The 22,700-nt window shown below is 70.1% G+C and carries 22 protein-coding genes; 16 read left to right on the top strand and 6 right to left on the bottom strand.

Annotated elements, in window-relative coordinates; genetic code table 11:
- Positions 1–128: 128 nt before the first annotated feature.
- Positions 129–2,681 (top strand): M14 family zinc carboxypeptidase, encoded by a 2,553-nt coding sequence (locus GC106_RS28880; protein WP_312872917.1) that lies wholly within the window; start codon positions 129–131, stop codon positions 2,679–2,681.
- Here the strand turns inward: GC106_RS28880 and GC106_RS28875 are convergent.
- Both GC106_RS28875 and GC106_RS28870 read right to left on the bottom strand, forming a co-directional pair.
- The gene (locus GC106_RS28875) at positions 2,665–3,573 is read right to left on the bottom strand and encodes an oxidoreductase (RefSeq protein WP_173137114.1); all 909 of its coding nucleotides are present in this window, start codon (positions 3,571–3,573) and stop codon (positions 2,665–2,667) included. The genes GC106_RS28880 and GC106_RS28875 overlap by 17 nt on opposite strands.
- Before the next feature lie 19 nt (positions 3,574–3,592).
- On the bottom strand, positions 3,593–4,105 hold the full coding sequence (locus tag GC106_RS28870; protein ID WP_173137112.1) for a hypothetical protein: 513 nt from the start codon (positions 4,103–4,105) through the stop codon (positions 3,593–3,595).
- Positions 4,106–4,233: 128 nt separating this feature from the next.
- On the opposite strand from GC106_RS28870, the gene GC106_RS28865 reads away from it, so the two are divergent.
- Genes GC106_RS28865 through lipB form a run of 5 tightly spaced genes read left to right on the top strand, consistent with a single transcriptional unit; the run spans position 4,234 to position 8,046 of the window.
- A complete protein-coding gene (locus tag GC106_RS28865; RefSeq protein ID WP_173137177.1) occupies positions 4,234–4,827 on the top strand; it encodes a TetR/AcrR family transcriptional regulator in 594 nt (197 codons plus the stop codon).
- A 14-nt stretch (positions 4,828–4,841) separates the two neighbouring features.
- Positions 4,842–5,774, top strand: coding sequence for an LLM class F420-dependent oxidoreductase (locus GC106_RS28860; RefSeq protein ID WP_173137110.1), 933 nt, complete (start codon positions 4,842–4,844; stop codon positions 5,772–5,774).
- A gap of 51 nt (positions 5,775–5,825) precedes the next feature.
- Positions 5,826–6,716 carry a TIGR01777 family oxidoreductase gene (locus tag GC106_RS28855; protein ID WP_173137108.1) on the top strand — a complete coding sequence of 297 codons (891 nt, stop codon included), beginning with the start codon at positions 5,826–5,828 and terminating at the stop codon, positions 6,714–6,716.
- Positions 6,713–7,327 carry a phosphatase PAP2 family protein gene (locus tag GC106_RS28850; protein WP_173137106.1) on the top strand — a complete coding sequence of 205 codons (615 nt, stop codon included), beginning with the start codon at positions 6,713–6,715 and terminating at the stop codon, positions 7,325–7,327. The genes GC106_RS28855 and GC106_RS28850 overlap by 4 nt, the downstream gene beginning before the upstream one ends.
- Before the next feature lie 5 nt (positions 7,328–7,332).
- On the top strand, positions 7,333–8,046 hold the full coding sequence (gene lipB, locus GC106_RS28845) for a lipoyl(octanoyl) transferase LipB (RefSeq protein ID WP_173137175.1): 714 nt from the start codon (positions 7,333–7,335) through the stop codon (positions 8,044–8,046).
- A 27-nt stretch (positions 8,047–8,073) separates the two neighbouring features.
- Here lipB and GC106_RS28840 read toward each other — a convergent pair whose 3' ends face one another.
- Positions 8,074–8,409 carry an oxidoreductase gene (locus GC106_RS28840; protein ID WP_173137104.1) on the bottom strand — a complete coding sequence of 112 codons (336 nt, stop codon included), beginning with the start codon at positions 8,407–8,409 and terminating at the stop codon, positions 8,074–8,076.
- 188 nt (positions 8,410–8,597) lie between these two features.
- On the opposite strand from GC106_RS28840, the gene lpdA reads away from it, so the two are divergent.
- The 3 genes from lpdA (at position 8,598) to GC106_RS28825 (ending at position 13,412) form a co-directional block, all read left to right on the top strand.
- On the top strand, positions 8,598–9,968 hold the full coding sequence (gene lpdA / locus GC106_RS28835; RefSeq protein ID WP_173137102.1) for a dihydrolipoyl dehydrogenase: 1,371 nt from the start codon (positions 8,598–8,600) through the stop codon (positions 9,966–9,968).
- Positions 9,969–10,020: 52 nt separating this feature from the next.
- The gene (gene sucB / locus GC106_RS28830) at positions 10,021–11,793 is read left to right on the top strand and encodes a 2-oxoglutarate dehydrogenase, E2 component, dihydrolipoamide succinyltransferase (RefSeq protein ID WP_173137100.1); all 1,773 of its coding nucleotides are present in this window, start codon (positions 10,021–10,023) and stop codon (positions 11,791–11,793) included.
- A gap of 107 nt (positions 11,794–11,900) precedes the next feature.
- Positions 11,901–13,412, top strand: a complete 1,512-nt coding sequence (locus tag GC106_RS28825) for an LVIVD repeat-containing protein (RefSeq protein ID WP_173137098.1) — start codon at positions 11,901–11,903, stop codon at positions 13,410–13,412.
- 56 nt (positions 13,413–13,468) lie between these two features.
- On the opposite strand, the gene GC106_RS28820 is transcribed toward GC106_RS28825, so the two are convergent.
- Positions 13,469–14,947 carry a leucyl aminopeptidase gene (locus GC106_RS28820; protein ID WP_173137096.1) on the bottom strand — a complete coding sequence of 493 codons (1,479 nt, stop codon included), beginning with the start codon at positions 14,945–14,947 and terminating at the stop codon, positions 13,469–13,471.
- A 143-nt stretch (positions 14,948–15,090) separates the two neighbouring features.
- Here GC106_RS28820 and GC106_RS28815 point away from each other — a divergent pair, with 143 nt between their 5' ends.
- Positions 15,091–16,332, top strand: coding sequence for an APC family permease (locus tag GC106_RS28815; RefSeq protein WP_173137094.1), 1,242 nt, complete (start codon positions 15,091–15,093; stop codon positions 16,330–16,332).
- Positions 16,333–16,354: 22 nt separating this feature from the next.
- Positions 16,355–17,443, top strand: a complete 1,089-nt coding sequence (gene gcvT, locus GC106_RS28810) for a glycine cleavage system aminomethyltransferase GcvT (protein ID WP_173137091.1) — start codon at positions 16,355–16,357, stop codon at positions 17,441–17,443.
- A gap of 16 nt (positions 17,444–17,459) precedes the next feature.
- On the opposite strand, the gene GC106_RS28805 is transcribed toward gcvT, so the two are convergent.
- Complete coding sequence (locus GC106_RS28805; protein WP_173137089.1) at positions 17,460–17,747, bottom strand: hypothetical protein; 288 nt, start codon at positions 17,745–17,747, stop codon at positions 17,460–17,462.
- Positions 17,748–17,905: 158 nt separating this feature from the next.
- Between GC106_RS28805 and GC106_RS28800 the strand changes: the two genes are divergently transcribed.
- The gene (locus tag GC106_RS28800) at positions 17,906–18,997 is read left to right on the top strand and encodes a branched-chain amino acid aminotransferase (RefSeq protein WP_173137088.1); all 1,092 of its coding nucleotides are present in this window, start codon (positions 17,906–17,908) and stop codon (positions 18,995–18,997) included.
- A 45-nt stretch (positions 18,998–19,042) separates the two neighbouring features.
- On the opposite strand, the gene GC106_RS28795 is transcribed toward GC106_RS28800, so the two are convergent.
- Positions 19,043–19,240, bottom strand: a complete 198-nt coding sequence (locus GC106_RS28795; RefSeq protein ID WP_173137086.1) for a hypothetical protein — start codon at positions 19,238–19,240, stop codon at positions 19,043–19,045.
- An 81-nt stretch (positions 19,241–19,321) separates the two neighbouring features.
- Between GC106_RS28795 and cobU the strand changes: the two genes are divergently transcribed.
- From cobU to GC106_RS28775, 4 genes are read left to right on the top strand one after another with little or no spacing between them, the layout of a single operon-like run.
- Positions 19,322–19,831, top strand: coding sequence for a bifunctional adenosylcobinamide kinase/adenosylcobinamide-phosphate guanylyltransferase (cobU, locus tag GC106_RS28790; protein WP_312872921.1), 510 nt, complete (start codon positions 19,322–19,324; stop codon positions 19,829–19,831).
- Positions 19,832–19,843: 12 nt separating this feature from the next.
- On the top strand, positions 19,844–20,887 hold the full coding sequence (cobT, locus tag GC106_RS28785; protein ID WP_173137082.1) for a nicotinate-nucleotide--dimethylbenzimidazole phosphoribosyltransferase: 1,044 nt from the start codon (positions 19,844–19,846) through the stop codon (positions 20,885–20,887).
- Entirely contained in the window at positions 20,887–21,597 is a 711-nt protein-coding gene (locus GC106_RS28780; protein WP_173137080.1) for an adenosylcobinamide-GDP ribazoletransferase, read from the top strand. Before cobT ends, GC106_RS28780 begins: the two co-directional genes overlap by 1 nt.
- 54 nt (positions 21,598–21,651) lie before the next feature.
- A complete protein-coding gene (locus GC106_RS28775) occupies positions 21,652–22,638 on the top strand; it encodes an aldo/keto reductase family protein (RefSeq protein ID WP_173137078.1) in 987 nt (328 codons plus the stop codon).
- Positions 22,639–22,700 lie beyond the last annotated feature (62 nt).

The following is a 22,700-nucleotide window of genomic DNA, read 5'->3' as shown; positions in this document are numbered from 1 at the left end:
CGCCCTGGCCGGACGTGTCCGGGGTCACGCGCACCCGGCCCGATCGGCGCCGATTCCCCTGCTGACGAGGGTTGACATCGGCTCCGCCAGTTGGCTGACTACCCCAGTCCAGTGGGAGGTGCTTTTTCGTGCAACTAAGTCCGGTTGGCAGAGTGCTCGCCGCTTCGGCGTTATCCCTGCTCACGGTCATCACCCTGGCTCCGGCGGCGGCGGGTGCCCCGCCGCGGTCCCCGAAGGGGGAGGAGCCCGGCAACGGCCCTGAGCGCAACGAGGTCGCCGCGGTCGACCCGCCGCGGGCCGGGGCCCTGTCCCGTTCCGCGCCGGGCGAGAACAAGCTCGGTACGCGGGAGGGCTACCCGCGCACCACACAGCTGCGGGTCTACCCCGAGGACCCGGCCGACAAGTCGATCAAACTCGGGCTCACGCCGTACCACGCGATCGCGCCCAGGCTGAACGACCTTCAGGGCCGCAGCAACCGGATCTCGGTCGAGGTGGCCGGCCAGTCCGCGCTCGGCCGTGACCTGTACCTGGTCACGCTGACCGCGCCGGAACGCCCGTCGGAGACCCGCCAGCAGGAGCAGTGGCGCGAGAAGATCGAGAACGATCCGGCCGCCGCCGCCCGCGACCGCAGGCTCGCGCGGGAGTACAAGACGCCGGTCTGGATCAACAACAACATCCACGGCAACGAGTGGGAAGGCACCGACGCCGCGCTGCGGCAGATCGAGTACCTGGCCACCACCCGGGACCGTGCGGCGCTGGACCTGTTGTCACGCAGCAGGATCTACTTCACCGTCACGGCCAACCCGGACGGCCGCAACCTCGGCACCCGGGCCAACGCCAACGGCTTCGACCTCAACCGCGACTTCGTGACCTCGTCGCAGCCCGAGGGCGTCGTGATGCGCGACATCGTCAAGACGATCCAGCCGGTGATGATGCTCGACGAGCACGGGTACGTCGACGGCACGCTGATCGAGCCGACCGGCCCGCCGCACGGCCAGAACTACGACTTCGACCTGTACATCAAGCACGGCTACGCCAACGGCCTGAACATCGAGAAGGCCGTCAAGGCGCTCGGCCACCCCGAGGCGCAGAACACGCAGATCCCGTTCCGGGACTACCCGTCCGGTGAATGGGACGGCTGGGCACCGATCTACACCGCGCAGTACTCGATGTTCCACGGCGCGGTCTCGTACACCATCGAGGTCCCGCAGCGGGTCAACAACGACGCCTACAACCTCCCGGAGACCGAGCTGCGGCGCCGGGCGGCCATCAACACCGACGTGGCCGAGGCCAGCATGAAGGCCAGCCTCGCGTACGTGCGGGAGAACCGGCCGGACCTGATCGCCGGCCAGATCGAGATCTTCCGCCGCGGGGCCGCCGGTGAGCAGCAGCGCTTCATCCCGGACGGGTTCGTGCCCGGCTTCGGGCCGGAGGACCGCTACACGACGAAGTTCCCGCGGGCGTACGTGATCCCGGCGGGCGCGACCCAGCGTTCCGGTGCCGCGGCGGCGCGCCTGGTGGACCTGCTCGTCGCGCACGACGTCCGGGTGCGCCAGGCGGACCGGCCGTTCTCGCTGGCCGGCCGCACGTACCCGGCTGGTTCGTACGTCGTGGACATGCACCAGCCGAAGCGGGCGCTGGCCAACGTGATGCTGGAGCAGGGCGGTGACGTCTCGGCGAAGGCGGAGGTGATGTACGACATCTCCGGCTGGAGCCACCGCCTGCTGTGGGGCGCGTCCGTGGACATCGTCCAGGGCGGTGACGTCAAGGTTCCCGGCAAGCCCGTGGTCGCCGCGTCGCCGACCGGCGGCGTGGACGCGGCACCCGGCCAGGACCTGGCGATCACCGTGCGGGACAGCAAGGACGCCGCGGCGGTCAACGACCTGCTCGGCCGTGGCATCGAGTTGCGGCGCCGCGCCAACGGTTCCGTCGTCGTCCCGGCTTCGGCGCGGGCGGCGGCGATCCAGGTCGCCGACCGGCACGGCGTGCGCTTCAGCCTGGCTCCGGCCGGTGACGCGGGTGTCGTGCTGCGGCGGCCGGCCATCGCGGCGGCCGTCGGCAACGACGAGCTGTTCGCGTTGCGCGACATGGGCTTCGAGGTCCGCCCGGTGTCCACGGCCACCCTGAACGCCGGCTTCGACCTGTCCCGAGTGGACGTTCTGATGGTCTCGTCCGGGCTGCGTCACGACCAGCTCAACGCCGCCGCCAAGGCCGCGGTCGACGCGTTCGCGGCACGCGGTGGCGTGATCACGCGAGGCGCGACCGGGTCGAAGTTCAACGCCGACGCCGGGCTGCTGGACGTGACCGCGGTGGCCGGGCGCGGCGACGCGAACGGGATCGTCAACGTCACCAACGGCACCGGGCCGATCGGTGGCGACGCGCTGCCACAGTCCTTTGTGTACTCACCGCAGTGGTTCACCGGGCTCGGCGCGGGCGTGACCGTGGAGCAGCGGTACGCCACCGGAAACCCGTTGGTGGCAGGCCACTGGCGGGCCAACGAGGACGGGACCGGCGGGCCGGACGCGGCGAGCGGCCAGGCGGCCGTCGTCTCGGGCGCCGACGAACGCGGCGCGCGAGTCGTGATGTTCGGCACGGAGCCGTTGTTCCGTGCGCACCCCAAGGGCCTGTACGCCCAGGTGGCCAACGCCGTCTACTGGAGTGCCACTAGAAATCCGGTGTGACGCCGGTCAGCACGGCCGTCACGTCCCAGAGCCGCCGTCCCAGTTCCTTGTCGAGGGCGGCGGCTCTGGGCCGCACCTTCACCGGCGGGCCCCACAACTGCATGATCCACTTCGGGCCGAAGTAGTCGCCGCTGCGCACGCCCGGGTCGGTCGCGGCACGCAGCTGCGGCAGGGCGCCCGTTTCCACCGACTGGCAGAACTGGGCCATGCCCCAGGTCATGATCGAGCCGACAGCCGAGCGGGGACGTAACCGCACCGAGTTGCCGACCAGCTCGGTCGCGGCCATGCCCGGGTGCCCGCCCGTGCTGACCAGGTCGAGGCCCGCGGCCTTCGCGCGGCGGCCCAGCTCCACCATGAAGATGAGGTTGGCCAGTTTGGACTGGCTGTAGGCCGCGGCGATGGAGTACCGGCGGCGTTCGAAGTTCGGGTCGTCCAGGTCCATGCCGCCGCCCCGGGATGCCTGGCTGCCCACGGTGACCACGCGGCCGTCGCGGATCGCGGGCATCAGCAGCCACGTCAGCGCGGCGTGGCCGAGGTGGTTCACGCCGAACTGCAGCTCGAAACCGTCGGTGGTGCGGGTGAACGGCGGGCCCATCACCCCGGCGTTGTTCATCAGGATGTCAAGCTTGTCCCCGGTGCGTTCCCGCACCTCGGCCGCGGCCTTGCGGACCGAGGCCAGATCGGACAGATCGAGTTCGACCAGCTCCGCCCGGCTGCCGATCCGCGCGACGGCCCGCCGTCCGCGGTCGGCGTCGCGGCACGCCACGATCACCCGTGCGCCCATCCCGGCGAGGACCTGCGCACTGCGCAGGCCGAGGCCGGAGTTGGCGCCGGTGATCAGCGCGGTACGGCCGGTCTGATCGGGGATGTCAGCCTCTGACCAGTGCGCCATCTGGCGAATATATGCCGCCTCAGGCGCTGGCCACGAGCCTGCGAAGGAGTTGTTCCACCGGGTTGTGGCGACCGGGCTGCCTGCGGGACGGCTGCTGTGCGGCCGTTCGGAGCAGCGTCTGGAACGCCGCGCCGATCCGGGTGATCTCCTCGGTGGGCTCGTGCGTCTCGGCCAGTCCGGCGGCCAGCGCCAGCGTCCGCTGCTCGGCCCGCAACTGCGGCCACAGCGCCTCGTAACGGTCGGCGTGCGCCTCCAGGACCGCGTACAGCGTCTTGTTCTCCGCGACTGTGCGGCGCCAGGCGTCCGAGATCGCGTCGACCAGGTCGATCGACGGATCGCGTTCCGCCTCGGCCAGGACCGTCCCCAGCCGGCCGGTGAGCTTCAGGGTCCACCGGTAGTGCAACGCCAGCAGCAGCCCGGCCGGGTCGTGGAAAGCCGGGGACGTCGGCAACGGGCCGGCGGGATCCTTCTCCGCGCGGGCCAGTACCGAGTCGAGCGCGTTCCTGCGCTCGTAGTAATCCGTCCAGCTCATGTCAGCCTCCCCAGTCGTGACCTGGGTCATACCGCTGGTTTGCGGCATACCGTCGGTATGTCCCGACACGGCCAACATACCACGAGTACGTACCGGCGGTATGTCCTAAGGTTGTGCGGATGGCGATGATGCGGTCGCGGCGCGCGGACTACTCGGAGTCCACCAAACAGGCGTTGGTCGACTCCGCCACCGACCTGTTCACCAAGAACGGGTACGCGGCCACGTCGCTGGACGCGATCGTCAAGCGCGCACGGGTCACCAAAGGCGCGCTCTACCACCACTTCAGCGGCAAACAGGCGCTGTTCGAGGCCGCGTTCAACCAGGTCGAGACCCGCGCGATGGCCCAGCTGAGCAAGGCCATCGACAGCGCCGGATCACCGTGGGAACGCGCGCTGGACGGCGTGCAGGAGTACATCAGGGTCTGTCTCGACCCGGCCTACCAGCGGCTGGTCATCCGGGAGGCACCGGTCGTGATGGGCATCGAGCGCTGGCGTGAGGCCGAGGAGCACTTCAGCTTCGGCATCGTGCGCAGCGTGCTGGAACGGCTGATCGAGGCCGGTGAGATCGGCGACGTCCCGGTCGAGGTGACCGCGCGGATGATGTTCGCCTCGCTGTCGGCGGGCGCGCAGATCATCGCCGACGCGTCCGACCCGAAGAAGGCCAGTGCCGAGGTGTTCACCGCCTTGATCCACATGATCGAGGGGATAAGGCGCGACCGCTGAGTTACGTTGGTCGGGTGGAATTCAGGATCTTCACCGAACCGCAGCAGGGCGCCACCTACAGCGACCTGCTCAAGGTCGCCAAGGCCACCGAGGACGCCGGCTACGACGGGTTCTTCCGTTCCGACCACTACGTCAAGATGGGGTCGGTCGAAGGGCTGCCCGGCCCGACCGACGCGTGGACCACGCTGGCCGGGCTGGCCGTCCAGACCAGCCGGGTGCGGCTCGGCACCCTGATGACCGCCGCCACGTTCCGGCTGCCCGGACCGCTCGCCATCACCGTCGCCCAGGTCGACCAGATGTCCGGCGGGCGCGTGGAGTTCGGCATCGGCAGCGGCTGGTACGACACCGAGCACACCGCGTACGGCATCCCGTTCCCGGCGCTGGGCGACCGTTTCGACATCTACACCGAGCAGCTCGAAGTGATCACCGGGCTGTGGACGACGCCACTGCACGAGACGTTCTCCTACGAGGGCAAGCACTACCGGCTCACCGACTCGCCCGCGCTGCCCAAACCCGCGCAGCGGCCCCGGCCGCCGGTGATCATCGGCGGCCGCGGAGCCAAACGCACCCCGGCGCTGGCCGCCCGCTTCGCCGACGAGTTCAACGTGGCGTTCTCCGACACGACCGTGGCGGGCGAACAGTTCGAGCGCGTCGACGCCGCCTGCCGAGCGATCGGCCGCGACCCGGCCGGAATGGTCCGATCCATCGCCCAGGTGGTGTGCGTGGGCTGGGACGACGCCCAGGTCACCCGGCGTGCCGCGGCGCTCGGCCGGAGCGTCGAGGAGCTGAAGCGCAACGGCCTCGCGGGCACCCCTGCCGAAGTCGTCGACCGCATCGGCCAGTGGCGTGAGCAGACCGGCGTCAGCCGGATCTACCTCCAGGTCCTGGACCTGCACGACCTCGACCACCTGGAGCTCATCGCCGCGGAGGTCGCCCCCCAGCTCTGAGCGGGACGGGCGGATCGGCGCGTTCGGACGTCCCTCATTAGGATCGGGCCCATGCGCGTCGTCGTCGCCGGGTCGTCCGGCTTGATCGGGACTGAGCTCGTTTCGGCGCTACGACGCGAAGGGCACGAGGTGCTGCGGTTAGTGCGCCGCCCGTCCTCCGCGCCGGACGAGCGGACCTGGGACCCGCCCGCGGCCAGGATCGAGGACGGTGCCCTGGACGGTGCCGAGGCGGTCATCAACCTCTGCGGCGCGCCCATCACGCTGACCAGGCTGAGCAACGCGCGTAAGCAGCTGTTGCTCAACAGCCGGGTCGAGCCGACCGAGGTGCTCGCCGCCGCGGTCGCCGAGCACGGCATTCCGTTGCTGGTCAACGCTTCCGCGGTCGGCTACTACGGCGACACCGGTGGCCGGGTCGTCGACGAGACCACGCCGGCGGGCACCGGTTTCCTGCCTCAGATGTGCAAGGAGTGGGAAGCCGCCACGCGGCCCGCCGCCGACGCGGGCGCCCGCGTGGCGCTCCTGCGGACCGGGCTCGTGCTCAGCAAGGAAGGCGGGCTGCTCGGGCCGCTGCGGTTACTGTTCTCGGTCATGCTCGGCGGGCGGCTCGGTGACGGCCGTCAGTACATGCCGTGGATCCACCACACTGACCAGATCAACGCGATGCTGCACATCCTGGCCACGGAGTCGTTGCACGGGCCCGTGAACATGACCGCGCCCAACCCCGTGACCAACGCGGAGTTCACGCGTGCGCTGAGTCGCGCGATGGGCAGGCCCGCACCATGGGTCGCGCCGAAGTTCGCGCTGCGGCTCGCGCTCGGCGAACTCGCCGACGAAGGCGCGCTGGCCAGCCAGCACATCATCCCGAAGGCCCTGCAGGACAACGGCTTCACATTCCAGTACAACACCGTGGACGAAGCGTTGGGATCGGTGGCGAAGCGTTGATCCGTGCCTACGCATGGGGATTCGCGCTGCTCGCGCTGTTCCTGCTGCTGGGGTACTGGGTGCACGACTCGGCCTGGCCGCTGGACCTGGCCGTGGCCGACGCGTTGGAGGGTTTCTGGCTGACGCCTGCCGGTGACGTCGTGTGGGTGGTGTCCGACCTGCTCGGGCCGGTCCTGCCGATCGTGATGTTCCTGGTCCTCGTGTTCTGGGCGGTCTGGTACCGGCGAGACGCCTACACGTTCAACGTCCTGTTGCGGTCCATCGTGTTGCTGGCCGCGTGCCGGATGGTGTCGCTGTTCAAGGGCGTGTACGAACGGGACCGCCCACGCGACTATGTGGACTTCAGCTATCCCAGCGGGCACGTGGTGTCGATGGCCAGCGTCGCGTTCACCGGGATAGTGCTGTGCGGGTGGCTGACGCGGCACCTGCTGCGCCGGGTGACGGTGATCGCCGTCGTGCTCGTGGTCGTCTCCGCCGCGTGCCGGGTGCTGCTCGACGTGCACTGGGTCACCGACGTGCTCGGCGGCACGGTCGGTGTGACGGGAATCGGACTGCTCGTCGCGGCCGCTTTGCACTTGATCCCGCTGAAGGAGCGTAGGGTTTCAGAGTGATCGAGATATCCTGCCGTGCCTCCACGCAACCCGTGGACACGCGTGAGATCGGCACTATCGACTACCTCGCCGCATGGGATCTGCAGCGCGAACTCGCCGAGGCGCGCGCCGCGGGCACCGGGCCCGACACCCTGCTGCTGCTCGAACACCCGTCCGTCTACACCGCCGGCAAGCGCACCCAGCCCGATGAGCGCCCGGCCGACGGCACGCCGGTCATCGACGTCGACCGCGGCGGCAAGATCACCTGGCACGGCCCCGGCCAGCTGGTCGGCTACCCGATCGTGCAGCTGGCCGACCCGATCGACGTCGTGCAGTACGTGCGGCGGATCGAGGAGGCCCTGATCGCCGTCTGCGCGCGGTTAGGCCTGGTGACCGGGCGCGTCGAAGGCCGCAGCGGGGTCTGGCTGCCCGCCGACGACCGCGGCCCCGAGCGCAAGATCGCCGCGATCGGCATCCGCGTGCAGCGCGGCGTGACGATGCACGGCTTCGAGATCAACTGCGACGCCGACCTGTCGGCCTTCGACCGGATCGTGCCGTGCGGCATCCGCGACGCCGGTGTGACGTCACTGAGCTGGGAACTGGGCCGCGACGTCACGGTGGCCGAGGTGCTGCCGCTGGCCCGGGACCTCGTGCTGAGGGCCCTGGACGGCACGCTGCCGGTCGCCGACCACTGGCTGCCGCGCGCCGAGGCCCCGGGTGTCACCTTCGCGCTGAAGTAGTCGCTTCGGTCCGGATCACCGGACAGATCAGGCGTTGCGGCGCTTCTCCTCCTCGGCCTTGCGGCGGGTGTAGTCGCGCATCCGCTGCGGGTAGCCGACGATGCCCGCGTCGTAGACCGGGATGCCGAGCTTCTTGCCGAGGTGACGCGCCGCCTCCTCGTTCTCGATGCGCCTGCGGGTCCACTCGCCGTCGAACGCGACAAGGACCACAGTCGTATGTGTCACATTCGTCCGCGGTTCGACGTACGCCTCGACGCCACGCCTGGCCTGCGCCCACGCCGCCAGATGATCCGTGTCCTTCGAGGTGGCGGTCCGTGTCACGCCCGGCTTCGGCTTGCGGCGCAGTTTGTCGAATATCCCCACCTGGACGACCTCCCTAGCTGCCCTATACCGGACATTCTGCTCTGGCGACCTGAGACACACCTGTGCACCGGTCCGACACACCTGGCCAGTTCGCAAGCCTGCCCGATGAAGTGACAAGATGGCGTGTGGTCGGGCCAGGGGGCGTACGCGGGCTGGCCCGAAAGAGACGAAGCTGTCGAGGAGACCTTGTGAGTGACACCTCCGCAGACCTGGTGATCCTGGGTGGCGGGTCCGGCGGTTATGCCTGCGCGTTTCGCGCCGCTGAGCTCGGCCTTTCCGTGATCGTGGTGGAGAAGGACAAGCTGGGCGGGACGTGCCTGCATCGGGGGTGCATCCCCACCAAGGCGCTGCTGCACGCCGCCGAGATCGCCGACAACGTGCGTGAAGGTGACCAGTTCGGGGTCAAGAGCTCGCTCGAAGGCATCGACATCAACGGCGTGAACTCGTACAAGGACGGGGTGATCGCCCAGCTCTACAAGGGCCTGCAGGGCCTGGCGAAGCTGAACAAGGTCAAGATGGTCGAGGGCACCGGCACGTTCGTCGCGCCCAACGCGGTCGACGTGGACGGCACCCGCTACACCGGCAAGAACGTGGTGCTGGCCAGCGGGTCGTACGCCAAGACGCTGCCCGGCCTCGACATCGGCGGCCGGATCATCACGTCCGACCAGGCGCTGAACCTCGACCACGTGCCCGAGCGGGTCGTCGTGCTCGGCGGCGGCGTGATCGGCGTCGAGTTCGCCAGCGTGTGGCGCTCGTTCGGCGCCGAGGTGACCATCGTCGAGGCCCTGCCCCGGCTGGTCCCGCTGGAGGACGAGTACGCGTCCAAGCAGCTTGAGCGCGCCTTCCGCAAGCGCGGCATCAAGTTCAAGACCGGCGTGCGGTTCACCGGCGCGACCCAGACCGGTGACGCGGTCACCGTGTCGCTGGAGTCCGGCGAGCAGTTCGAGGCCGACCTGCTGCTGGTGGCCGTCGGCCGTGGCCCGAACACTGCGGCGATGGGCTACGAGGAGGCCGGGGTCAAGATGGACCGCGGTTTCGTGCTCACCGACGAGCGGCTGCGCACCAACCTGCCGAACGTGTACGCCGTCGGCGACATCGTCCCCGGCCTGCAGCTCGCGCACCGCGGCTTCCAGCAGGGCATCTTCGTGGCCGAGCAGATCGCCGGCCAGAACCCGAAGGTGATCGACGAGGCGGGCATCCCGCGCGTGACGTACTGCAAGCCGGAGGTGGCGTCGGTCGGCCTGACCGAGGCCGCCGCCAGGGAGAAGTACGGCGACGTGCAGACGCTGGTCTACGACCTGGCCGGAAACGGCAAGAGCAAGATCCTGAAGACGTCCGGGGGCGTGAAGGTGATCAAGGCACCGGACGGCCCCGTGGTCGGCATGACCCTGGTCGGTGAGCGAGTCGGGGAGCTCATCGGTGAGGCGCAGCTGATCTACGGCTGGGAGGCGTACCCCGAAGACGTCGCCCCGCTGATCCACGCACACCCAACGCAGACCGAAGCCATTGGCGAGGCCTTCCTCGCCCTTGCCGGCAAGCCCCTGCACGTGCACGGCTGACGCACGGGCTCGAGGTCAGCCAAGCTCAAACGCACGAGGAGTAAGCGAAACCATGGCCTTCTCCGTCCAGATGCCGGCCCTCGGTGAGAGTGTCACCGAAGGCACGGTCACCCGGTGGCTGAAGCAGGTGGGCGACACCGTCGAGGTCGACGAGCCCTTGCTGGAAGTCTCCACCGACAAGGTCGACACCGAGATCCCGTCGCCCGCCGCCGGTGTGCTCGAGCGCATCGTCGCCCAGGAGGACGAGACCGTCGAGATCGGCGCGGAACTCGCCGTGATCGGCGACGGCTCCGGTGCTTCGGGCTCCGACGACGGTGGCGACACCGGCTCGGCCGAGGCACAGGTCGACGAGTCCGAGCCGCAGGCACCGGCGCAGCCCGCCGAGGAGGCACAGGAGGCCCCGGCGCCGCAGGCGTCCTCGGGCTCCGGTGCGTCGTCCGGCGGTGGCTCGGCGCCGGGTACGCCGGTGACCATGCCGGAGCTCGGCGAGAGCGTCACCGAGGGCACCGTGACCCGCTGGCTCAAGCAGGTCGGTGACTCGGTCGCGGTCGACGAGCCGCTGCTGGAGGTCTCCACCGACAAGGTGGACACCGAGATCCCGTCCCCGGTGGCCGGCACCCTGCTGGAGATCACCGCGAACGAGGACGACACCGTCGAGGTCGGCGGGCAGCTCGCGGTGATCGGCTCGGCCGACGCCGCGCCCGGCAAGCAGGAACCGGCACCGCAGGCCCCCAAGCCGGAGCCGAAGCCGGAACCCAAGCCCGAGCCCGCCGCGCAGGCCCCAGCACCGGCACCGAAGCCGGAGCCCAAGCCGGAACCCAAGCCGGAACCCAAGCCCGAACCGGCTCCGCAGCCCGCCGCCGCGAACAACGGCGACCGGGGCGACGCCCCGTACGTCACGCCGTTGGTGCGCAAGCTGGCGTCGGAGAACGGCATCGACCTGGCCAAGGTGACCGGCACCGGTGTCGGCGGCCGGATCCGCAAGCAGGACGTGCTCGCCGCGGTCGAGGCCGCCAGGAAGCCCGAGCCCAAGCCGGAACCGGCTTCCGCTCCGTCGGCTCCTTCCGCTCCGTCGGCGGCGCCGTCGCCCGAGGCGTCGGCACTGCGGGGCAAGACCGAGAAGCTCTCCCGGCTGCGTCAGATCGTCGCGCAGCGCACCCGTGAGTCGCTGCAGGTCTCGGCCCAGCTCACGCAGCTGTTCGAGGTGGACGTCACCAAGGTCGCCCGGCTGCGGCAGCGCGCCAAGGACTCGTTCCAGGCGCGGGAGGGCGTCAAGCTGACGTTCCTGCCGTTCTTCGCCAAGGCGACGGTCGAGGCGCTCAAGCAGCACCCGAAGCTCAACGCGTCGATCAACGAGGAGGCCAAGGAGGTCACCTACCACGGCGCCGAGCACCTCGGGATCGCGATCGACACCGAGCGCGGCCTGCTCAACGCGGTGATCCACAACGCCGGTGACCTGAACCTGACCGGTCTCGCGCACAAGATCGCCGACCTGGCCGCGCGGGCCCGGTCGAACAAGATCAAGCCCGAGGAGCTGGCGGGCGGCACGTTCTCGCTGACCAACCTGGGCACCGCGGGCGCGCTGTCCGACACCCCGATCATCCTGCAGCCGCAGGTGGGCATCCTGGGCGTCGGCGCGGTCGTCAAGCGCCCGGTGGTGATCACCGACGAGAACGGCGACGACACGATCGCCGTCCGCTCGATGGTCTACCTGTCGCTGACCTACGACCACCGCCTGGTGGACGGGGCGGACGCCGGTCGTTTCCTGACGACCATCAAGCGTCGCCTGCAGGAAGGCAACTTCGAGGCCGAGCTCGGCCTCTAAGCGGTACCTGGAAGGCCCCGCACCGCTCCCGGTGCGGGGCCTTCCACGTGTCCGGCACCAGACGTTCGGACGTAGCTGGCGCACGGCGGCTTTGCCACGCTCGGTGCATGAGAGTGCTCACTGCGTTGACTGCGGGCCTGATGATGGCCCTGACTGTGCAGGACGCGTCGGCGGCGCCCCAGGACGCCCAGCAGGACGGCGTCGAGGAGGTACGCCTCGCGGCGGCGGCCAAGAACGTGCGGCTGCGCACCACACTGCCCGGCACCGAGCGGGCGATCTCGATCGCGTTCGCCCAGTACGGCCGCCAGGACGTCGCGTTCGTCAGCGGCGAGTTCGGGTTGAAGACGTTCGACGTGACCGACGTGGACAAGCCGAGGGAACTCGACCACCTGACCAAGCAGGAAATGGCGTTGCCCGGCGACGACCCGTCGCAACGCTTCTGGGAGAACGAGGACATCAACGTCGACCCGAAACGCAAGCTCGCGTTCCTGGCCCGTGAGGTGAACTCGTTCGGTCGCGCGCTGCCCGGCGACCGGCCGACGGGCAACTACATCGTGTCCGCGGTGAACCCGGCGGATCTGCGGATCCTGACGTTCCACCGGCAGAACACCGGCCACACCAGCACGTGTGTCAACGACTGCCAGTACCTGTGGACGGCCGGGCGCGACCGCTCGGCCGACAACACCGGCCGGATCTTCGTCACGGACATCCGCGATCCCCGTAACCCCAAGGAGTTGCCGGTCTCGGTGGACGTGCGCGGCCAGGGCAAGATCACGCACGACGTCCAGGTCGACGCGCAGGGGATCGCGTGGGTGGCCGGCGACGACGGCACCCGTGGCTACTGGACCGACGGCTGGCACCGCGATCCGCTGACCGGCAAGATCCGCAAGGCCACCGCGGTGGACCCGATCCCGTACGCGGGCGGAAACGTGCCGAAGATCGACATGCCGACCCGGTTCACGCACAACTCGTTCCGCCCGGCCGGCCGGACCCTGGCCGACGGGCCGAGGCCGACACGGGAGAACCCGGCGGGCAGCCTGCTGCTGCACACCGAGGAGGCGTTCGGGTCGTCGACGTGCAAGGACCAGGGCCGGTTCGTCATCTCGTCCCTGCGGGGCACGGAGAACGGCGAAGGCTGGGGCAGCACGCCGAAGGAGATGAAGACCGTCGGCGTGTGGAGCCCGGACGACCAGGAAGGCACACTTCCCGGTGACGTCACGTGTTCCGCGCACTACTTCGACGTGCAGCAGCGGATCGTCGCCTACTCCTGGTACGAGCAGGGAACCCGGTTCCTTGACATCTCCAACCCGGCCAAGCCGATCCAGATCGCGTACTGGCGGCCGGACGCGGCGACCTCCTGGGCACCGTACTGGCACAAGGGCAACGTCTTCGTCGCCGACATCTCCCGCGGCGTGGAGATCGTGTCGCTGACCAAGGGCGCCTATGACGCACAGGACAGCGGCACGAACGTCCAGCTCGTCACCGGTGGCCCGGTGAAGGTCAAGGTGGGCCCGGGCGACCGGCAACGCCTGCCGCTCGTCCCGCACCCGGACTACGGCTACGCCTGCCCGATGGTCGCGTCCCGAGGCGGTTCCTGCGGCCCAGCCAGCTGCTGCTGAAACCCCCTCGTGAGTGTTTATCAGGGTTAGAACCCCGATAAACACTCACGAGGCTTTCAGCCGTTTTCCGCGATGTCCGCCAGGACCGCCGCGATTGTCCTGACGGGAACGCCTGTGCCGCCGCGGGTTGTGTAGCCGTAGGCGCCGCCGCTGTTGTACGCCGGGCCTGCGACGTCGATGTGTGCCCAGTCCAGGCCGTCCGGGACGAACTCCTTCAGGAACTGGCCTGCCGCGAGCATTCCGCCCCAACGGTGGCCCGTCACGTTCGCCAGGTCCGCCACCCGGGAGTCCAAGTCGGACCGCAGCTCGTCCGGCAACGGCATGGCCCACGCGTTCTCGCCGACCGACTGGCCGATGCGGGCCACGCGGTCGCGGAAGTCGTCCGAGCCCATCACGCCCGCGGTCCGCTTGCCCAGTGCGACGACCTGGGCGCCGGTCAGGGTCGCCGTCTCGATCAGGTAGTCCGGGTCGTCCTCGCCCGCGCGCACGATCGCGTCGGCCAGGATCAGCCTGCCCTCGGCGTCGGTGTTCAGCACCTCGACGGTCTTGCCGCCGTACATGGTGAGCACGTCACCCGGGCGGTACGAGGTGCCGGACGGCATGTTCTCGGCGATCGGCACGGTCGCGATCACCTCGAGCGGGTACTTCAGCTTCGCCGCCAGCACGACCGAGGCCACGACGGCCGCCGCGCCGGACATGTCGGAGGTCATCTCCTCCATGTTGGCCGCGGGCTTGATCGAGATGCCGCCGGTGTCGAACGTGATGCCCTTGCCGACCAGGGCGACCTTCTTGGCCGCCTTGGGGCCCTTGTAGGACAGCCGGACCAGCCGCGGCAGCCGCGCCGAGCCGCTGCCGACGCCCAGGATGCCGCCGTAGCCGCCCCTGCGCAGCGCCTTCTCGTCGAGCACCTCGACGGTCAGGCCGGCCGCCTCACCCAGCTTGACCGCGCGCTCGGCGAAGGATGCCGGGAACAGGTCGTTCGGCGGGGTGTTGATCAGGTCACGGGCCGTGGCCACCGCCTCGGCGATCGCGGTCGCGGTCTTCAGGACCGCCTTCGTCTCCTTGGTGTTCGGCGAGGCGAAGTCGACGCGGCCGACCGGGCCCTCACCGGCTTCCGACTTGTACTGGGTGAACGTGTACGCCCCCAGCACGGTGCCTTCGATCGCGGCCCGCAGGTCCACGACCGACAGGAAGTTGTGGGCACGCTTCACGCCGGTCAGCGCGCGGGCGGCGGCACCGGCGGCACGCCGTACCTGCTCGGCCGTCGGGTCGGCCTTGCCCAGGCCCACGGCGAGCACGACGCCTGCCTTCAGCCTGCCGAGCGTCGGGACCTTCACGACCTCTTCGGCCTTGCCGCCGGCGCCGAGGCTGGTCAGCACGTCGACCAGGGAACCATCGAAGACGGCGTCGACGGCCTCAGCACCCGGAGCGAGGGTGAAGCCTCCGCCGTCCTGCTGCACTGTCCCGATCACCACGACGTCGGCGGTGATGTCGGTGACTGCGTTGTCGGACAGGGCGAGTTTGGGGGCGGTCACTGGCTACTCCTCGTCGGACGGTGGATAGTGACGCATGCTAACGACCCGGCCAGGGTCCGTGACCCGGCAGGGTGATGGCGAGATCGAGTGAACCAACCCCGGTGCTGTTCCATCACACCGGGCCGGTCTGTCACTGTGTGCCGGTGCGACAAGCAGTCCCCGATCGGCGTAAGGCCACCGCCGGCGTGGTGCCAGGGCTGTCCGCGATGCTGGGAGCCGGGCTGCTGGCCGCCATCGCGCCCGCGGCCGCCGCGGCCGGGACGTGGCTGCTGGCCGGTGCCGTCATCGCCTTTCTCACCGCGTTATGCGGGGCGTTCTCCACGTCCGACCAGTCGCGCCGGTTCGTCGGGGTGGGCGGCGGCTACCTCTACACCCGCCACCAGCTGGGCGTTCTGCCTGGCCGGATGGCCGGCAGCACAGTGCTCGTCGGCCGGATCGTCGCCGGTGCCGCGATCGCGGGCACCTTCGGCGTGTACGTCGTCCCGCAGCACCCCGTGGTCGCGGCGATCGCGGTGAGCCTGGTCGCGATGCTCGCCGACGCGCTGGGGATGCGGCCGTCACGGGGTGTGATGATCGCGGTGCTCGTGATCACGCTGGCCGGGCTCGCGTTGTTCGTGGCCGTGTCGTTCGCCATCGCGCCACCGCCTGCGTTGCCGTTGCCGCCGGACATCGCCGGCAAGGACGACCCGGGTGGGCTGCTGACCGCGGCCGGTCTGATGTTCTTCGGGTTTCTCGGCTTCGAACGGGTCACGTCGTCGTCCCAGCAGGAGTACACGGTCCGCCAGATGCGCGTGGCCATCCCGGTGATGCTGGTCGGCGCGCTCGTGGCCGCGCTGGCCGTCGGGGGCGCCGCGCTGTACCAACTCGGCGGACCACGGTTGGCGCTGTCTCCCGCGCCGCTGCTGGACGCGCTCGCGGCAGCCGACGCGCAGTTGTTGCAGCCGCTGATGTCGGGCGTCGCCGGGATCGCCACACTGTTCGGGCTGTTGCTGGCGATCGGCTCGATCCGCCGCACGCTCAGCGCCATGGCGGAGTTCTCCGACGTCCCACCGTCGCTGGCGATCGTCGGAGAACGGGGCGTGTCCGCGCCCGCCGCGGTGATCAGCGGCTTGGCCGTGGCGATGGCAGCGGCCCTGCTCAACCCGCCGCAGGCGATCGGCGTCTCCGCCTGTCTGCTGCTGTTCTATTACGCGTTCACCAACGCGTCCGCCCGCCTGCTCATGCCCGCGGAGCGCGCGTGGCCGCGTCGAGCGGCGTGTTTCGGACTCGGGTTCTCCGTGCTCGTCGGGATGAACATGTCGGTCAAGTACCTGGTCGTCGTGGTGCTCGTGATGGTTGTGGGGTGTCTCGCGGGTGCCGTCACGTCGAGGTACGCCCGCAACTAGCCGGGCCTGTAAGTTCCGTGACGTGACTGAGCAGCTGCTACGAGGGCCCTTGCACGACCTGCACGCGAGCCTTGACGCCACCTTCGCCCCGTTCGGGGGCTGGGAGATGCCGATCCAGTACAAGACCGGTGTGGTCGCCGAGCACACGGCCGTCCGCGAGAACGCCGGCATCTTCGACGTGTCCCACCTCGGCAAGGTCCGGGTCGCCGGGCCGGGCGCGGCCGGGTTCGTCAACCGGTGCCTGACCAACGACCTCGGCCGGATCGCCCCGGGCAAGGCCCAGTACACCCTGTGCTGCACCGAGACCGGCGGCACGGTCGACGACATCATCGCCTACCTGGTCAGCCCGGACGACGTGTTCCTCGTGCCGAACGCGGCGAACACCGCCGAGGTGGCGCGCCGGCTGGTCGCCGCGGCGCCGGAGGGCATCTCAGTCACCGACGAGCACCGGGAGCACGCCGTGCTGGCCGTCCAGGGCCCGCGGTCGGCCGAGCTGCTCAAGACGCTCGGCCTGCCCACCGAGCTGGAGTACATGGCGTACCGCGACGCGGCTTGGCGTGACATCAAGGTCCGTGTATGCCGCACGGGCTACACCGGTGAGCACGGCTACGAGCTCATCCCGGCGTGGAACGACGCGCCTGCCGTATGGGAGGCGTTGCGTGAGGCGGGCGGCGTGCCGTGCGGCCTGGGCGCCCGTGACACGCTGCGCACCGAGATGGGCTACCCGCTGCACGGCCACGAGCTGTCGCTGGACATCAGCCCGGTCCAGGCCGGGTCCACCTGGGCGGTCGGCTGGTCGAAGGACGAGTTCTGGGGCCGTGCGGCGCTCATGGCCGAACGCAAGGAGCCCGCACGCCGGCTGCGCGGCCTGCGCGCGCTGGAGCGGGGCGTGCCGCGGCCGGAGATGGCCGTGCTGGACGCCGACGGCAAGCGGATCGGCGTGACCACGTCCGGCACGTTCTCCCCGACGCTGAAGACCGGGATCGCGCTGGCGCTGATCGACACGTCGGCCGGTGTGGAGTTCGGCGCCGAGGTCACCCTGGACGTGCGCGGCCGCGAACTGCGCTGCGAGGTCGTCAAGCCACCGTTCGTGCAGACGCACGTCCGGTGACCTGACCCGACCGGGGCTAGATGCTGGCGAGCGCCGCGATGAACAGGATGACCATGAGCACGATGGTGAGCACGAACGGCCCACTCTCGACGTCCCGTGGGAAGAACTTCTTGTGCTTGCGGCGCCACCACACCGCCCACCAGACCCCGCCGAGCACGGCCAGGATGACGCCGAAGACGCCCATCCACGCGTAGCCGACGAGCACCAGCAGCCCGGCACCGAACGGCATCATCGCGCCGAGCGTGGCGACCCGGAAGTCGGAGCCCGGGCCCGCGGTTACCGCGTTCTTCCGTGTGTAGTCCACGACGTCATCGTAGTGCCGGGCATGCCGTGGCCGCGGTGTACTCGAAAGGCGGTGCTCGAAAAGGCGGTGTGCCCGGAAGGCCGGGGTACTCGAAAGTAGGACGTCCGATCCTCGGGATAGCGATTTTCTTCGACGCTAACGCCGACTAACGTACTGGCATGACGTCCATGCTGTCGTTCACCCAGACCTCCAGCCCGAACCCGGCGACCCCGGAGCGGCTCGCGGAGGTATTGGCCAATCCTGGCTTCGGACAGCACTTCACCGACCACATGGTGACCATTCGCTGGAGCCACGACCAGGGCTGGCACTCCGCCGCGCTCGAGCCGTACCACCCCCTCACGCTTGACCCGGCCGCCACCGTGCTGCACTACGGCCAGGCGATCTTCGAGGGCCTCAAGGCCTACCGGCACGCCGACGGCTCGACCGTGGCGTTCCGTCCCGAGGCGAACGCCGAGCGGTTCCAGAACTCCGCGCGCCGGATGGCCATGCCGGAGCTGCCGACCGAGCTGTTCATCGAGTCGCTGCACCAGTTGCTGGCCGTGGACGGCCGCTGGGTGCCCGACCGCGCCGAGGCTTCGCTGTACCTGCGGCCGTTCATGATCTCCGACGAGTCCACTTTGGGCGTGAACCGGCCCGCGAACCACTACCTGTACGCGCTGATCGCCTCGCCCGCGGGCCCGTACTTCGCCAGCGGCGTCAAGCCGGTGAAGGTGTGGCTGTGCGACGACTACGTGCGCGCGGCGCCCGGCGGGACCGGCGCGGCCAAGTGCGCCGGCAACTACGCGGCCTCGTTCGTCGCGCAGGCGCAGGCCGTGGCGCAGGGCTGCGACCAGGTGGTCTGGCTGGACGCCGTGGAACGCCGCTGGGTCGAGGAAGTCGGCGCGATGAACCTGTTCTTCGTGTTCGGCGACCGGCTGGTGACCCCGGAGCTGTCCGGCTCGCTGCTGCCCGGCATCACCCGCGACAGCCTGCTCACGCTGGCCCGTGACCACGGGTACACAGTGGAGGAGCGCCGGGTGTCCACAGAGGAGTGGGAGAAGAAGGCCGAGTCCGGTGAGCTGACCGAGGTCTTCGGCTGCGGCACGGCCGCGGTGATCACCCCGGTCGGGTCGGTGAAGAGCGCCGCGGGCGAGTTCACGATCGCGGGCGGACAGCCCGGCGAGGTGACGATGAAGCTCCGGCAGGCCCTCAACGACCTGCAGCGCGGCGCCGCCCCGGACACCCACAACTGGCTGCACCGCCTGGCCTGAACCCCCCTCGTGAGTGTTTGTCAGGGTTAGAACCCGGATAAACACTCACGAGCTGTGCAGGGACATCGGGCCGTAGACCTCGGCTTCGTTGTGTAACAGCGTCACCCGGTCGACTCCGGCGGCGAGCAGCTCCCGCCAGGAGTCCCTGAGCCAGTCCTCGGCCTCGGTCTGGTCGGCGAACACGGTCTCGTCGCCGGGGACGTCCCGGCCACGTGCGTCCTGGCAGCGCCAGCGATAGTCCACGTCGACTCCCGTGGGGCGGTAGTTTTGGCCCGAGGCTATGTCACCCGGCGACGTGAGGGACATGTGACGCGCAGGACACTTGTGTTGGGCGGGGCACGATCCGGCAAGTCGGCGCACGCGGAGGGCCTGCTCCCCGCCGACGAAGAAGTCCTGTACGTGGCCACCGGCCGCCGGGACCCGACTGATCCTGAGTGGACGGCGAGGATCGACGCGCACATCGCACGCCGTCCGCACACGTGGCGCACGGTCGAGGCGTCGCGTGAACTCGCCGACGTGGTGCGTGCGGCGAAGGGCGCGACGCTGGTCGACGACGTCGCCACGTGGCTGACCGGCGTGATGGACGCCGCGGGCGCCTGGGAGGGCGCCGGCCTGGACCTGGTGCGCCGGGAAGGCGCCATGCTCGTCGAGGCGGTCGCGGCGACGGAGGCGCGCGTGGTGCTCGTGTCGTCGGAGGTCGGCCTGGGCGTCGTGCCGCACACGCGCTCTGGCAGGCTCTTCCGTGACGAGCTCGGTGCCCTCAACACCGCGTTGGCGCAACGGTGCGATGAGGTCCTTCTGCTCGTGGCCGGTATTCCGATGCGGTTGCGTTAACGGAGGTTCGGGGTGTTCCCGTACGTTTCCCCACCCGACGATTCGGCCAGGCGCGATGCGCTGGCCAGGCAGGACCGGCTGACCAAGCCGGCGGGCGCGCTGGGCAGGCTCGAGGAGCTCGGGGTGTGGGTGGCGTCGTGCCAGGGCGTCTGCCCGCCCAAGCCGTTCACCCGGCCCCGGGTGGTGGTGTTCGCGGGTGACCACGGCGTCGCGACCAAGGGCGTGTCGGCGTATCCGGCCGAGGTCACCGGGCAGATGGTGGCGAACTTCCTCGCCGGTGGCGCGGCCGTGAACGTGCTCGCGGCGTCCGCGGGCGCCACGGTCCGCGTGGTCGACATGTCGGTGGCGTCCGGCGTGACAGCGCCGGACCAGGTGACGGAGTTCAAGGTCCGGCAGGGCTCGGGCTCGATCGACGTCGAGGACGCGCTGACCGAGGACGAGGTCAAGGCCGCGGTCGAAGCGGGCAAGACCATCGCCGACCAGGAGGTCGACGGCGGCGCGGACCTGCTGATCGCCGGCGACATGGGCATCGGCAACACCACCCCGGCCGCTGTGCTCGTGGCCGCGCTGACCGGCGCCGAGCCCGTCGCGGTGGTCGGCCGTGGCACCGGCATCGACGACCAGACGTGGATGCGCAAGACGGCCGCGATCCGTGACGCACTGCGCCGCGCCCGCCCGGTCAGCGCCGAACCGATGGCGTTGCTGCGCACCTCGGCAGGTGCCGACATCGCCGCGATGGCCGCGTTTCTCGCCCAGGCGGCGGTCCGCAGGACGCCGGTGATCCTGGACGGCGTGGTGTCCACGGCAGCCGCACTGGTGGCCGAGGAGCTCGCTCCGGGCGCCCGGCTCTGGTGGGTCGCGGGCCACCGGTCCACCGAGCCCTCGCACCAGCTGGCCCTCGAACAGCTCGGCCTGGAACCGTTGCTCGACATGGAGATGCGCCTCGGTGAGGGCTCCGGTGCGGTGACGGCGTTGCCGTTGGTGGCGATGGCGACCCGGATCCTGGCGGAGATGGCGACGTTCCAGGACGCCGACGTCTCCGGCCCGGCCAGCTAGTGCTGCTTGCCTTCTCCTGGCTGACGGTTCTGCCGCTGCGGCCGGGCCACGTCGACGCCCGGGCCGCGCGCCGGGCGATCGCCGTCGCCCCCGTCGTCGGGGCTGTCCTGGGGCTGCTTGTGGCCGCTGTGTTGCAGGGAGTCCACGGTCTGCTTGGCGGCTTCCTCTGCGTCGGTCTGGTGGCTCTGGCGACACGAGGCATGCACCTCGACGGCCTTGCCGACACGGCGGACGGCCTGGGGTGTTACGGACCGCCTGAGCGTGCGCTGGCCGTGATGCGGGAGGGCGGAGTCGGCGCGTTCGCTGTCGTGGCGTTGATCGTCGTCCTTGGGCTGCAAGCGGTTTCGTTGGCGACTGTCCACTGGGGAGCGGTCGTGCTGGCCTTCGCGGCCGGGCGTGCCGCGTTCTCGTGGTGCTGCCGTCACGGCATGCCCGCGGCACGTCCGGAAGGGCTCGGCGCGCTCGTGGCCGGGTCTCAACCGGTGTACGTGCCCGTCGGCTGGTTCGTGGTCCTGGCGGCCGCGGCGGTTCCCGTGGTCCCGTCCCGCCTGTGGGCCGGGCCGCTGGCGGTTGTCGTGGCGGCCGCGGCCCTGGTCGTGGTCACCGCGCACATCCGGCGGCGCCTCGGTGGCATCACCGGCGACATCCTCGGCGCCGCCTGCGAACTGACCGTCACAGTGGTCCTGGTCGTGTGCGCCGTGGCGTCCTGACCAGCCCGCCGGGTTGATTAGCGTTGCGAATGAGTTGGGGACTACGTTGTCCGCATGGAGTTTCGGAGACTGGGTCGCAGTGGACTGACGGTCAGTGAGATCTCGTACGGCAACTGGCTGACGCACGGGTCCCAGATTGAGGAGGAGCAGGCGAACGCCTGCGTGCGGGCTGCTCTGGACGCCGGGATCACCACGTTCGACACCGCCGACGTGTACGCCAACACCGCTGCGGAGTCCGTGCTCGGGCGGGCGCTGGCCGGTGAGCGCCGGGAGAGCCTGGAGATCCTGACCAAGGTCTACTGGCCGACGGGCCCTGGCGGCCCCAACGACCGCGGCCTCGGCCGCAAGCACATCATCGAGTCGGCGAACGCGTCGCTCAAGCGGCTGCAGACCGACTACATCGACGTCTACCAGGCGCACCGGTTCGACCGGACCGTTCCGCTCGAGGAGACCATGCTGGCCTTCGCCGACCTCGTGCGGCAGGGCAAGGTCCTCTACATCGGTGTCTCGGAGTGGAACGCCGAGCAGATCACCCGCGGCGCCGCGCTGGCCCGCGAGTTGCAGGTGCCGTTCATCTCCAACCAGCCGCAGTACTCCATGCTGTGGCGGGTGATCGAGCCGCAGATCATCCCCGCGTCCGAGCGGGAGGGCCTGAGCCAGGTCGTCTTCTCGCCGATCGCGCAGGGCGTGCTGACCGGCAAGTACTTGCCCGGCCAGCCGGTGCCGGAGGGCTCCCGGGCCACCGACGAGTCGGGCAAGAACTTCGTCGCCCGGTGGCTGCGGGACGACGTCCTGGAGCGCGTGCAGCGGCTCAGGCCGCTGGCCGAGGAGGCCGGTCTGACGCTGGCCCAGCTCGCGGTCGCCTGGGTGCTGCAGAACAAGAACGTCGCCTCGGCGATCATCGGCGCCTCCCGGCCCGAGCAGGTCACCGAGAACGTCAAGGCGGCAGGCAAGGTGCTGGAGTCCGATCTGCTCGACAAGATCGACTCGGTTCTCGACGAGGTCGTCGTCACCGACCCGCGGCTGACGCACACGCCATGAGAAACAGGAACCTCCAGGGGCGCCGCCCCTGGAGGTTCCTCCCACGTTGTCCCAGCCGTTGT

The organism is Kibdelosporangium persicum, assembly GCF_013280595.1.
GTDB classification, from domain to species: Bacteria; Actinomycetota; Actinomycetes; order Mycobacteriales; family Pseudonocardiaceae; genus Kibdelosporangium; species Kibdelosporangium persicum.
This window is presented reverse-complemented; position numbering and strand designations above follow the sequence as displayed.